The 11,277-nt window shown below is 73.2% G+C and carries 11 protein-coding genes; 1 reads left to right on the top strand and 10 read right to left on the bottom strand.

Annotated features, from left to right (window positions below; translation table 11 throughout):
- Positions 1 to 4 precede the first annotated feature (4 nt).
- Together ACGWYJ_RS01095 and ACGWYJ_RS01090 are read right to left on the bottom strand one after the other, a co-directional pair.
- On the bottom strand, positions 5 to 1,615 hold the full coding sequence (locus ACGWYJ_RS01095) for an alkaline phosphatase D family protein (RefSeq protein WP_395103553.1): 1,611 nt from the start codon (positions 1,613 to 1,615) through the stop codon (positions 5 to 7).
- 60 nt (positions 1,616 to 1,675) lie between these two features.
- On the bottom strand, positions 1,676 to 3,124 hold the full coding sequence (locus ACGWYJ_RS01090; RefSeq protein ID WP_395103552.1) for an MFS transporter: 1,449 nt from the start codon (positions 3,122 to 3,124) through the stop codon (positions 1,676 to 1,678).
- Positions 3,125 to 3,202: 78 nt separating this feature from the next.
- Between ACGWYJ_RS01090 and ACGWYJ_RS01085 the strand changes: the two genes are divergently transcribed.
- Positions 3,203 to 4,033 carry a helix-turn-helix transcriptional regulator gene (locus tag ACGWYJ_RS01085; RefSeq protein ID WP_395103551.1) on the top strand — a complete coding sequence of 277 codons (831 nt, stop codon included), beginning with the start codon at positions 3,203 to 3,205 and terminating at the stop codon, positions 4,031 to 4,033.
- On the opposite strand, the gene ACGWYJ_RS01080 is transcribed toward ACGWYJ_RS01085, so the two are convergent.
- Genes ACGWYJ_RS01080 through ACGWYJ_RS01045 form a run of 8 tightly spaced genes read right to left on the bottom strand, consistent with a single transcriptional unit; the run spans position 3,967 to position 11,274 of the window.
- Complete coding sequence (locus tag ACGWYJ_RS01080) at positions 3,967 to 4,596, bottom strand: SRPBCC family protein (protein ID WP_395103550.1); 630 nt, start codon at positions 4,594 to 4,596, stop codon at positions 3,967 to 3,969. The genes ACGWYJ_RS01085 and ACGWYJ_RS01080 overlap by 67 nt on opposite strands.
- 11 nt (positions 4,597 to 4,607) lie before the next feature.
- A complete protein-coding gene (locus ACGWYJ_RS01075; protein WP_395103549.1) occupies positions 4,608 to 4,931 on the bottom strand; it encodes an NIPSNAP family protein in 324 nt (107 codons plus the stop codon).
- On the bottom strand, positions 4,928 to 5,827 hold the full coding sequence (locus ACGWYJ_RS01070; RefSeq protein WP_395103548.1) for an FAD binding domain-containing protein: 900 nt from the start codon (positions 5,825 to 5,827) through the stop codon (positions 4,928 to 4,930). The genes ACGWYJ_RS01075 and ACGWYJ_RS01070 overlap by 4 nt, the downstream gene beginning before the upstream one ends.
- The gene (locus ACGWYJ_RS01065) at positions 5,824 to 6,798 is read right to left on the bottom strand and encodes an amidohydrolase family protein (protein ID WP_395103547.1); all 975 of its coding nucleotides are present in this window, start codon (positions 6,796 to 6,798) and stop codon (positions 5,824 to 5,826) included. Before ACGWYJ_RS01065 ends, ACGWYJ_RS01070 begins: the two co-directional genes overlap by 4 nt.
- The gene (locus ACGWYJ_RS01060) at positions 6,795 to 9,194 is read right to left on the bottom strand and encodes a xanthine dehydrogenase family protein molybdopterin-binding subunit (RefSeq protein WP_395103546.1); all 2,400 of its coding nucleotides are present in this window, start codon (positions 9,192 to 9,194) and stop codon (positions 6,795 to 6,797) included. The genes ACGWYJ_RS01065 and ACGWYJ_RS01060 overlap by 4 nt, the downstream gene beginning before the upstream one ends.
- A complete protein-coding gene (locus ACGWYJ_RS01055) occupies positions 9,191 to 9,679 on the bottom strand; it encodes a (2Fe-2S)-binding protein (RefSeq protein ID WP_395103545.1) in 489 nt (162 codons plus the stop codon). The genes ACGWYJ_RS01060 and ACGWYJ_RS01055 overlap by 4 nt, the downstream gene beginning before the upstream one ends.
- Positions 9,680 to 10,492 carry an alpha/beta fold hydrolase gene (locus ACGWYJ_RS01050; protein ID WP_395103544.1) on the bottom strand — a complete coding sequence of 271 codons (813 nt, stop codon included), beginning with the start codon at positions 10,490 to 10,492 and terminating at the stop codon, positions 9,680 to 9,682.
- Positions 10,489 to 11,274: an ABC transporter ATP-binding protein gene (locus tag ACGWYJ_RS01045; protein ID WP_395103543.1), complete on the bottom strand. Its 786-nt coding sequence runs from the start codon at positions 11,272 to 11,274 to the stop codon at positions 10,489 to 10,491. The genes ACGWYJ_RS01050 and ACGWYJ_RS01045 overlap by 4 nt, the downstream gene beginning before the upstream one ends.
- Positions 11,275 to 11,277 lie beyond the last annotated feature (3 nt).

The following is an 11,277-nucleotide window of genomic DNA, read 5'->3' as shown; positions in this document are numbered from 1 at the left end:
CGTGTCAGCCCTCCTGGACTCCGGGGCGCCGGTCCTCGACCACGTAGGTCGCGCGGGTCGAGACCGGGGCTCCGGGCCTGGTGACGTACGGCAGCACGCGGAAGTCGCTCCTCCAGCGTTCCCGGTCGAGGTTGACCCGGATGTAGCCGCGCTGGGCGTTGAAGAACTTCAGGTGCGGGTTGGCGGACAGGAACAGACGACCGAGGTCGTCGATGTCGGCTCCGTCGCCGCCGCTGGTGACGGACGTGCCGACGAACTCGGCCCCGACGGTGGGCGAGTCCGGGTCGTCGAAGTTCTCCTTCAGGTCGGCGGCGTAGTTCTGGTGGCGGTCGCCGCTGATGACCACGAGGTTGCGGGCACCGCCCTTCTGGGCGGCGGCCAGCACCTTGTTCCGGTCGGCCGCGTAGCCGTCCCAGGGGTCGAGCCACACGTCGGTGCGCTCGCTCGGATCCCAGTCGGTCTGGGCCATCGGGACCTGGTTGCCGAGGATCTGCCAGCGGGCCCGCGACCTGGCCAGGCCCTTCAGCAGCCAGCGGCGCTGCTGCTCGCCCAGGATGGTGCGGGCCGCGTCGAAACGCTCGTCGCAGGAGTTGCTGCGGCCCGTCCCGTCGCCGTACGAGCACGCCTGGATGTCGCGGTGGCCACGCGTGTCGATCATGGTGAACTCGGCGAGCCGCCCGTAGGCGATCCGCCGGTGCAGCCGGATGTTCGGCCCGGCCGGCAACTGGGCGCGGCGCAGCGGCAGGTTCTCGTAGAACGCCTGGAAGGCGGCGGCCTTGCGGGCGGCGAACTCGGCCGGGTCGGGGTTGGGGTTCCGCCCGGCGATGACCGTGTCGGCCGCCCAGTCGTTCACCACCTCGTGGTCGTCCAGGGTGTGGATGAACGGGACCTGGGCGTGCGCCCTCTGGAGCGGCTGCTCGCTCTTGTAGAGGGAGTACTGGAGCCGGTAGCGGTCCAGCCCGAACGTCTCGGTGCCGAACTGCGGCGGCACGGTCACCCCGCGCCGGTTGTTGTTGGTGATCTCGTACTCGTAGATGTAGTCGCCCAGGTGCACGATGAGGTCGAAGTCCTCGTCGGCCATGTGGTCGAAGGCGGTGAAGTACCCGTCCTGCCATGCCTGGCAGGACGCGATGCCGAAGTTCAGCTCGCGCGGCAGCGACCCGGCGGCGGGCAGGGTGCGGGTGCGCCCGACCGGTGAGATCTCTCCCGCGGCGCGGAAGCGGTAGTAGTACTCGCGGCCGGGGGCGAGCCCGGAGATCTCGGGGTGGACGGAGTGCCCCAGATCGGGGGTGGCGACGGCCGCGCCGCGCCGGACGACCTTCGTGAAGCGCTCGTCGCGCGCCACCTCGTACTCCACCTTGATCCGGCGGTCGGGCATCCCGGCCTTGCCGTCGGGGGCCAGCGGGTCGGGCGCGAGCCGCGTCCAGAGGACGAAGCCGTCGGGGGACGGGTCTCCGGAGGCGATGCCCAGCGAGAACAGCCCCGACTTGCGCAGCGTGTAGGCGTGCGCTGCGGTGCCGCCGAGCGCGCCGGTGCCGAGCAGGACGGCGGCCGCGCCGGCCCCGCCCCAGCCCAGGAACCGGCGCCGCGACATCGGATCAACGTGTAAGGACATGCGGACCTCCGTACATCTCGGGAGTGGCCGCGGTGATCATAACGGTGGAAATGCGAAAAATCACGCCTTGCCTTGGGAACATCCCACTGGTACATGTGAACTTTGGCCGAACTGCTCAGAAACGCCAGATTTGCCCCGGATCGACCGCAGGGCGCAACCCGCGCCCAGCAGCAGGAGGACGGCCATCGAGGCGGTCACCCTCCACAGCCCTGTGGACGAGGACGGCGCGGCGAAGTACACGCTCCCGAGCCCCGCGACGCTGATCACCCCGGCCAGCATCGGGCCCGTGGAGTTGAGCGCGGACAGGGCGGAGGCCAGGCGGGCGTCCACGAAGGACGAGACGCGGGCGATCAGCGGGCTGTACCCGGCGGCGTGCCCCGCCCCCGCCAGCAGGAGCAACGGGACCGAGCCGGCACCGGGCCAGCCGTCCGACGCCCACCACACCAGCAACGACGCACCGGCCGCGAACGCGACCGGGCCCGCGACGGGCAGCGCGTTCCCGACCGCTTCCGGGAAGCGGTTCCAGGTGAGGCTGAGCGACCCGAACCCCACGGCGTACGGGACGAACGCCAGGCCCGCCTCCAGCGGGGTGAAGCCCAGGCCCGACTGGAGGTGCACGGTCAGGCACAGCAGGAAACCGGTGTAGCAGCCCATGATGATCCAGCAGGCGGCGAGCCCCGGTTTCACCCCGCGAGGCCGCAGCACCGCCAAGTCGAGCAGCGGATGACGATCTTGGTCGCCCCGCCGCTTCTCGTACCGGACGAACAGCGCGAGCAGCGCCGCCCCGCAACCGAGCGAGACCCGCGCCCAGAGGGGCCATCCCGCGTCCGGGCCGAAGATCAGCGGCGTCGCGGTCGCGGCCATCGCGACCGTCAGCAGCCCCACGCCCGGCAGGTCGAGGCGTGGCCTGGCATGCCCGCCGTCCGTGTCCTTCAGGACGCGGGATCCCGCGACGAACAGCACCACACCGACCGGGAGGTTGATCAGGAAGGCGGGGCGCCAGCCCAGGCCGAGGAGATCGGCGCCGACCACCAGGCCGCCCGCGAGCTGGCCCAGCGCGACGCCGAGCGCGAGGACCATGCTGTAGAGGCCGATCGCGCGGCGCCGCGCGGCCCCGTCCCAGGACGCCTGGATCAACGCGAAGACCTGCGGGACCAGCATCGCCGCCCCGGCGGCCTGCGCGACGCGCGCCAGCACGAGGACGGGCGCGTTCGGCGCCAGCCCGCACAGCAGGGAGGCCGCGGTGAAGCCCGCGAGGCCGTACAGGAACGCGCGGCGATGCCCGATCACGTCGCCGATCCGGGCGCAGGTGACCAGCAGCACCCCGGCCGTGAGCAGATAGCCGGACACGATGAGCTGGATCGCCGTGCCGCCCGCGTCGAGTCGCTCGCGGATCGCGGGCGCGGCCACCGACACGATCGAGCCGTCCATGGACGCCATCGCCTGCCCGGTGAGCAGCACGGCCAGCATCCGGGCCGAGCCCAGGGCGGAGGTTCGGGTGGTAGGCATGGCCGCAGCATGCGGGCCGCGGCGCCGCCCGGTCTTGACGAAATATGCGGGTACAAGGGCATGGATAAGGTGCGACTCATGCGTGCAAGCCGTGCCCTGGTCACGACCCCGGACGTGGCCGTCCACGAGGTCGTGTGCCGGGACGACCACACCGGCTGGTCCGAACCCGAACCCGCGGGCGGCGTCCAGATGGTCCTGGTGCGGCGGGGCCGGTTCAGGATGGACGCCGAGGGACGCACGCTCGCCGCCGACCCGACCACCGGCTACCTGCAAGGACCGGGCGCGATCCAGCGGTTCGCGCACCCCGCGGGCGGCGACGTGTGCACGTCGATCTCACTGAAGGGGCACGCCCTCACCACCGAGCCGTGGCTGGACGACGCGGTGCGGTCGCCCACGTCCCACGAGATCCGTGTGGACGCCCGCCTGGAGCTGGCCCACCGGCTCCTCCTCCGCGCCGATGCCGGCGGCATGGACGAGGCGGTCCTCGCCCTGCTCGACCTGGCCCTTCGCGGCCGGTGGCGCCGTACCCCGTCCCCTGGTCCCGGACGCGCTGAGCTGGCCCGGCTGGCGCGGGAGGCGATCGTGTCCGGCGAGCCCTGCAGCGACCGGCTGGTCCCGCTGGCCCGGTCGCTGGGAACCTCGCCGTCCCATCTGAGCCGGACGTTCCGCCACCACATCGGCATGAGCGTGACCCGGTATCGCAACCGGGTCCGGATCAGCCGCGCCCTACAGCGCATCGAGGCGGGCGAGACCGATCTCGCCCGCCTCGCGTACGAGCTCGGCTTCAGCGACCAGGCCCATTTCACCCGGGTGCTGCGCGCCGAGCTCGGCCGAACTCCGGATCAGGTACGTGCGCTCCTCGCCGGGAACGGAAAGGCTTGGCAGGCGTTGCGGCGGCCGAGGAGGTAGCCGAGGACACCGGCGACCACGGCGGCGGCGGCCGGGACGGCGGCACGGCGCAGCAGCGGCAGGACAACCGTCGTGCCGACGTCCAGGGTCTGCTCGGCCTGCTCGGCGGGCGCGGCGGCGCCGTCCTTGATCAGCGCTTCGAGGCGGGCGGTGAACTGGTCGATCAGCATGGTGCTGACCTCGGCCAGCAGGCTCCGGCCGAACTGGGCGGCGCGACCGCTGATCGCCAGTTCCGTGCTGACCTCCACCCGGGTGCCGCCGTCCTCGGGACGGAGCCGGGCGGTGACGGTCGCGGCGGCGGTGCCGCTGCCGCGCTCCTCGCGTCCGCGCGCCTCGATGACGCCCCGGTGGTCGACGTCGTCGCGTTCGACGAAGCGGGCGGTGCCCCGGTACTTGGCGGTGATGGGGCCGATCTTGGTGGACAGGCCGCCGCGGTGCTCGCCGTCCACGACCTCGTCGAGGTGCGCGCCCGGCAGGCACGGGGCGATCCTGGGCAGGTCGGTCAGCAGGGCCCACGCCTCCTCGACGGGGAGAGGGACGTGGAAGGTGTTCTCAAGTCGCATGCGGGTGTCTCTCAGTGTGCGTCCGGCCAGTACGGCGCGGGGGTGAGGATGCGGCTGGTCATCTCGGCCACGATCGGGCCGTCCGCCTCGGACTCGGCCTTGACCCGCTTCCAGTCCGGGTCGGCCTGGAACGCGGCCCAGGCCGATTCCCGCGCCCGCTCGTCCGGGAAGCGCAGCAGGTAGACCAGGTGGCCGGGGTCGTCGGCGGCGTGCCAGAAGCCGGCGACCTCCAGGCCGTGCCGGGCGAACAGGGCGAGGGTGTGGTCGGCGAAGCGGGCGTTCAGCGCGTCGGCCGAGCCGGGTGTGGCCGTGTACTCGCGCAGCTCGTAGATCATGACGCCTCCTGGGCGGCTTCGGTGTCGGGGACGGTGGCGCGCCGGTACGCCTCGGCGACCGCGCGGGTGAGCAGCGTACCGGCGACGTCGCGGCGGTACGCGCCGGTGGCGTGCAGGTCGTCGCTCGGGTCGAGGGCGGCGCGCAGGGCGTCGGCGGCCTCGGCGAGCCGTCCGGCGGACGGCGGCGCGCCGGTGAGCGCGGTCTCGGCGGCGTCGGCCCGGAAGGGGGTGGGCGCCACCCCGGTGACGGCGATCCTCGCGTCGGAGACCGAGCCGTCCGGCGCGGCGGTGACCTGGACGGCGACGCCCACGAGGGCGAAGTCGCCGCGGCGGCGGCTCACCTCCTCGAAGGCCGCTCCGGTCCGGGGCGCGGCGCGGGCGAAACGGATCTCGACCAGAAGCTCGTCCGGTTCGAGCGCCGTCATCAGGTTGGCCACGAAGAAGTCGCGGGCGGCGATCTCACGGCGGCCGCGCGGCCCGGCCGCGACGAAGACGGCGTCCAGCGCGCGGGCGGCGGCCGGCAGCTCGGCGGCCGGGTCCGCGTGCGCGAGGCTGCCGCCGACCGTGCCCCGGTTGCGGATCGGCGGGTGCGCGATGTTGGGGAACGCCGCCGCCAGCAGCGGGGCGTCCGCGGCCAGCCCGGGCGAACGCTCCGCCCGCGCCTGCCGCACCATCGCGCCCACGACCAGCTCCGACGAGGTACGCCGCAGCTCGCCCAGCGCGGCGATCCGGCCGAGGTCGATGACGTGCTCGGGGCGGGCCAGCCGGAAGTTCAGCAGCGGCAGCAGGCTCTGCCCGCCCGCCAGCACCTTGGCCTCGGCGGAGTGCTCGGCGAGCAGCGCGATCGCCTCGCGGGTCGTGGACGGACGGTGCAGCTCGAAGTCGACCGGCTTCATGTGAAGAGCTCCGCCGCGGTCTGGCCGAGGATGGCGGTGCGGTCGGAGTCCTTGAGGTCGGCCTGACCGACGACCTCGCGCGGGGCCAGGTCCCCGATGGGGAACGGGTAGTCGGAGCCGAGCAGCACCCGGGCCGCGCCCGCCTTCGCCACCAGGAACTCCAGGGTCAGCGGGTCGAAGACGACGCTGTCGAAGTAGAGCCGGGCGAACGACTCCAGCGGGTCGGCCGTGGTCTGCGGGTGCAGCGCGTGGTTCCGCGTGAGGCGCCCCAGGACGTACGGGAGCGCGGCCCCGCCGTGCGCCACCACGATGCGGGCGCGCGGGAACCGGGCCGGGATGCCCGCGTACAGCATCCGGGCCAGCGTGACCGTGCTGTCCTCCAGCCGGGCCAGCCCGTTCACCAGGCCGAAGTCCTGGTAGCGGGGCCCGGCTCCGGCGAAGCCGGGATGCAGGAAGACCACGGCACCGGTGTCGTCGGCGGCCTCCCAGAACGAGGTGTAGGCGGGATCGTCCAGCTCCCGGCCGCCCGCCCGGGTGGCGATCATGATGCCGGGCAACCCGGCGCGGCGACAGGCCACCAGCGCGGCGGCGGCCCGCTCCGGGTCCTGCAGCGGAACGGTGCCGAGCGCGGTCAGCCGCTCGTCGGCCGCCGCGATCTCACCGACCGCCGAGGTGAGCAACTCGGCCCAGGCGGCGCCCTCGGCGGCGGGCAGGTCGTACCCGAAGATGTCCAGCCAGCCGCCGATCACCTGGCGCTCCACGCCCTGCTCGTCCAGCCAGCCGAGGCGCCGGTCCAGGTCGATCAGGCCGGGCGCGATCGGCCGGGTCGGCGTGCCGCCGGAGAACGCCACGGTGTAGGTCGACTCGTGCGACCGGACCTCGACGCCGGGGAACCGTTCGCGCCCGGCGGCGAGGTCGCTCAGCAGCGTGCGCGGCGCGGCGTGCGCGTGGACGTCGATCACAGCGGTCATGCTTCTCCTCTGGATGTGGCCGTGGCCCGCAGCGCCGCCCACACGTCACCGGGCTTGATCGGCAGCGAGTGGACGGGCGGCGCGCCCGCGGCGGTCAAAGCGTCGTTCACGGCCCCGGCGACGGCGGCCGGCGCGCCCATGTAGCCGGCCTCGCCCGCGCCCTTCTGGCCGTAGGTCGTGTACGGCGAGGGCGTGCAGTGCTCGGTGTCGACGATCACGGGCACCTCGTGCGCGGTGGGCAGGAGGTAGTCCATGAACGACTGGGTGAGCGGCTGCCCGTCCGGGTTGAAGGCGAACTGCTCGTACAGCGCGACGCCGATGCCGTGGGCGGTGCCGCCGTACACCATGCCGCGCACGACGTCCGGGTTGATGACCGTGCCGCAGTCGTGCGCGATGTAGTAGCGGTCCAGGTCGACCTTGCCGGTGCCGGGGTCGATGGACGCGAGCACCAGGTGCACCTCGAAGGAGTAGGTCGGGTAGAGCTGCACGGTGCCGTCCGGCTTGGCCAGCGTGCCCGACCGCGGCGTGTGCGCGACGTGGACGACCTCCAGGCCGGGCTGCATGCCGTCCGGCATGAGGTGCTGCTTGCGGTGCGCGATCGCGACGATCTCGTCCCAGCCCAGACGCCGCTCGGGGGCGCCGCGGACGACGACGTCACCGCCGTCGTAGTCGACCTCGTCCACGGCGACGCCGAGGTTGTGCGCGGCGATGGCGCGCAGCCGCCCCTTCAGCTCCTCGCTCGCGCCGCGGATGGCCCGGCCGAGCACGATGGTCATCCGGCTGCCGACCGGGCTCTGGGACGGCAGCCCGGTCAGGGAGTCGGCCCGCACCACCGCGATCGTGGAGGGGTCGCGGCCCAGCTCCTCGCCGACCAGCGTGGCCACCATCGTGTCGTGCGACTGCCCGGCGGAGGACAGCGCGACGATCGCCGTGATGGCGCCCTCGCCGTCCACCCGCAGCCGGCAGCCCTCGGGGAAGGTGGTCTTGTCGTTGGACGGGTTCATCACATTCTCGAAGATCGCGTTGCCGCCGCCCGGTTCCAGGCAGGACGCGACCCCGATGCCGGCGAGCCGCCCGGCGGCGCGCAGCTCGTCCCGGCGCGCCTCCAGCGCGGGCAGCCCGGCCAGCGCGACCGCCTTGTCCATGACCGCCGGGTAGTCGCCGGAGTCGTACTCGGTGCCGCTGGGGATCCGGTACGGGAACTCCTCCGGCCGGATGAAGTTGCGGCGGCGCAGCTCGATGCGGTCCATGCCCAGGTCGCGGGCGACCTGGTCGACGGCCGCCTCGATCGCGTAGTTCGTCGGGGACTGCCCGAAGCCGCGCACCGCGACCTGCCCGGTCTTGTTGGTGACCACGGCGGTGGCGTTGTAGGACACGCTCGGGATCCGGTACGGGCCGACGATCGCGCCGATCGGCTTGGCGAGCTGCAGCGGCGACCGTCCCGGGTAGGCGCCCTCGTCGTCGATCACGTCGATGCGGAGGGAGGTGAAGACCCCGTCGGCGGTGTAGGACAGCTCCACGTCGAAGATCCGGTCGGGGCCGTGGAAGTCGCCGCCGTGCATGTTCTCGGCGCGGTCCTCGATCAGCTTGACCGGGGCGTCCAGCCGCCGCGCCAGGTACCCGGCCAGCACGCCGTGCTTGATGCCGCGCTTGACGCCGTAGCTGCCGCCCACGTCCACGTCGAAATGCACGCGGACCTGGTTGGTGGGGATGCGCAGCGAGCGGGCCAGTTGCTCCGGGAACTGCGGCATCTGGATGGACGCCCACACGTCCAGGAGGTCGCGGTCCCGGTCCCATCGCGCGACGACGCCGAAGGTCTCCAGCGGCACGGTCGAGTTGCGGTTCCAGCGGGTGCGGACGCGGGACGTGCCGTCGGCGCGCGCCCGGTCACCGTCCACATCGCCCCAGCGGAACTCGCGGTGCGCCACGACGTTCGTGCCGTGCGCCTCATGGACGAGCGGGGTCCCGTCCTGAGCGGCCTGCTCGGGGTCGAGCACGGCGGGCAGCGGCTCGTAGTCGACGTACACCCGCTCGGCGCCGTCCTCGGCCTGCGCCCTGGACTCGGCGACCACGGCGGCGACCCACTCCCCCGCGTACCGGGTCTCCTCCACCGCCAGCGGACGCCATTGGACGTCCGGGACGTCGAGGTACTGGCGCAGCGGCTCGGTGTCCTTGGCCAGTTCCTCCCCGGTCAGGACGGCGACCACGCCGTCCACCTCCAGGGCCTCGGACACGTCGATCCCGGTGATGCGGGCATGCGCGTGCGGGCTGGTGACCAGGCCGATGTGGAGCGTTCCCGGCGGGGTGATGTCGGCGACGTACCGTCCCCGCCCGGTCACGAACCGCCGGTCCTCGCGAATCCGGCCGGGCTTGGACAGATAGCTGTAGCCGCTCATCGGGGACCCGCCGCGCCTGCCTCGGCCGCCCGTTCGACGGCCTCACGGATCTGGACGTAGCCGGTGCAGCGGCAGATGTTGCCGCCCAGCGCGTCGTCGATCTCCTCCCTGGACGGGTTCGGCCGCTCGTCCAGCAGCGCCTGCGCGGCCAGCACCATGCCGGGCGTGCAGTACCCGCACTGCAGGGCGTGGGCGTCGCAGAACGCCTGCTGCACCGGGCTCAGCCGGCCGTCCGGCTCGCCCACGCCCTCGATCGTCGTCACCGACCGCCCGTCGGCCTGCACCGCCAGGACGATGCACGAGCGCACCGGCTCGCCGTCCAGCAGCACGGTGCAGGCACCGCAGACGCCGTGCTCGCAGCCCAGATGCGTGCCGGTCAGGCCGAGCGTGTCGCGCAGCAGGTCGGCCAGGCTGGTCCTGGCCGCCGTGACACAGCGGCGCGGCTCGCCGTTGACGATCGGCTCGATCTCATGGCGGCTTCCCATTCAGCTCCCCCCGATGCGGTCGAGGAAGCCCTCGACCAGTCGCGTGAACTCCGCCGGGTTCTCCAGGTTGGACAGGTGCCCGGCCTCCGGGACGGTGCGCAGCTCGGCGCCCCTGATCCCGGCGGCGATGCGCTCCGACAGCGGGCGCGGCGTCTTGGCGTCCCGCTCGCCCCACAGGACGAGCGCCGGGGCCCGTACGGCGGCCAGCCGGTCGGTGATGCGGACCCCGAAGCAGCCCGCGCAGACGGCGGCGTAGCGGTCGGCGTCCATCCCGGCGATCGCCTTCCGCACGTCCTCGGCGCCGTCCGGCGGCGGCGTGCGGGTGAAGGTGTCGGCGACGTAGGAGTCGGCCAGCGCCGCCATGCCCTGCTCGCGCGCCTGCCCGGCCAGCGCCGCGATCCTGGCCTCCGTCACCGCGGGCTCCAGCTCGGTGAAGCCGTCCGCGACGACGACGCCCGAGACCCGTTCGGGACGGGACGAGGCGTAGGCGATCGCCTGGATGCCGCCCAGCGACACCCCGACCAGCGCGGCCCTTCCGACCTGCGCGTCGTCCAGCACCCGGTCCAGGTCACCGGCCCAGGCGGAGGGCCACTCGCCGTCCGCCGGCACGCGCTCGTCCCAGCCGGACGCGCCGTGCCCCCGGCTGTCGGGGACCAGCACCCGCCGACGTTGCGACAGGACCGCCGCCTGCTCCCGCCACATGCGTCCGTCGGCGCCGAGGCTGTGCAGCAGCACCACCGCCTCGGCGGACCTGGGTCCCAGATCCAGATAGCTCAGGTCGGGATGGCCGCCCGTGGTACGCGGCTGGTTCACACGGCTCCCTTCTGTGTGTTCTCTACGGGCCCCGGGCTGTCCGGTGCCTCCGGTGTCATCGCGGTGAGGACGCGTTCGCGCAGCGTCTCCAGCTCCTCGGGCGACGGGTCGGCCGGGACGGCGACGTCGTCGGCGAGATGGCCGGGCGGGCGCATCACCAGGATCCGCTCGCCGAGCGTCAGCGCCTCGCCGAGCGAATGGGTGATCACCACTCCGGTCTTGCCGTTGGCGCGGACCAGCTCGACGAACTCGGCGCGCAGCGCGGTCGCGGTGATCTCGTCCAGCGCGGAGAACGACTCGTCGCACAGGATGATCTCCGGGTCGACGGCGAACGCGCGGGCCAGCGACACCCGCTGCCGCTGGCCGCCGGACAGCTGGTGCGGGTAGGCGTCCTCGCGTCCGGCCAGGCCGAGCCGCGACAGCCAGTCGCGGGCGCGCGCGTCCCAGTGCTCCTTGGGGATCCCGGCGAACTTCATCCCGACCTTCACGTTCTGGACGGCGGTGCGCCAGGGCAGCAGCCGGGCGTCCTGGAACACCACGGCGATGCGCCGCCGGAACCAGTCGAACTCGGAGTGCGGGTCGTGGTCCTGCACCCTGACGGTGCCGTCGGTGGGCGGGAACAACCCGAGGATCAGGTTGAACGTCGTGGACTTCCCGCAGCCGGTGACGCCCACGATGGAGACGATCTCGCCGCGGCGGATGCCGAAGCTGAGATCGCGCACCGCGTGATGCCCGGGGAAGACCTTGTTGACCCGGTCGAACTCGATGATCGTCGCGGACATCGG

This window comes from Actinomadura sp. SCN-SB (genome assembly GCF_043906805.1).
GTDB lineage: Bacteria > Actinomycetota > Actinomycetes > Streptosporangiales > Streptosporangiaceae > Spirillospora.
The sequence above is the reverse complement of the archived record's forward strand: the minus strand, read 5'-3'. Positions and strand labels throughout refer to the sequence as shown.

Excerpts from the sequence above, each read along its gene's own strand:
- ACGWYJ_RS01095 (WP_395103553.1), bottom strand. The coding sequence starts at position 1,615 with ATGTCCTTACACGTTGATCCGATGTCGCGGCGCCGGTTCCTGGGCTGG.
- ACGWYJ_RS01090 (WP_395103552.1), bottom strand. The coding sequence starts at position 3,124 with ATGCCTACCACCCGAACCTCCGCCCTGGGCTCGGCCCGGATGCTGGCC.
- ACGWYJ_RS01085 (WP_395103551.1), top strand. The coding sequence starts at position 3,203 with ATGCGTGCAAGCCGTGCCCTGGTCACGACCCCGGACGTGGCCGTCCAC.
- ACGWYJ_RS01080 (WP_395103550.1), bottom strand. The coding sequence starts at position 4,596 with ATGCGACTTGAGAACACCTTCCACGTCCCTCTCCCCGTCGAGGAGGCG.
- ACGWYJ_RS01075 (WP_395103549.1), bottom strand. The coding sequence starts at position 4,931 with ATGATCTACGAGCTGCGCGAGTACACGGCCACACCCGGCTCGGCCGAC.
- ACGWYJ_RS01070 (WP_395103548.1), bottom strand. The coding sequence starts at position 5,827 with ATGAAGCCGGTCGACTTCGAGCTGCACCGTCCGTCCACGACCCGCGAG.
- ACGWYJ_RS01065 (WP_395103547.1), bottom strand. The coding sequence starts at position 6,798 with ATGACCGCTGTGATCGACGTCCACGCGCACGCCGCGCCGCGCACGCTG.
- ACGWYJ_RS01060 (WP_395103546.1), bottom strand. The coding sequence starts at position 9,194 with ATGAGCGGCTACAGCTATCTGTCCAAGCCCGGCCGGATTCGCGAGGAC.
- ACGWYJ_RS01055 (WP_395103545.1), bottom strand. The coding sequence starts at position 9,679 with ATGGGAAGCCGCCATGAGATCGAGCCGATCGTCAACGGCGAGCCGCGC.
- ACGWYJ_RS01045 (WP_395103543.1), bottom strand. The coding sequence starts at position 11,274 with ATGTCCGCGACGATCATCGAGTTCGACCGGGTCAACAAGGTCTTCCCC.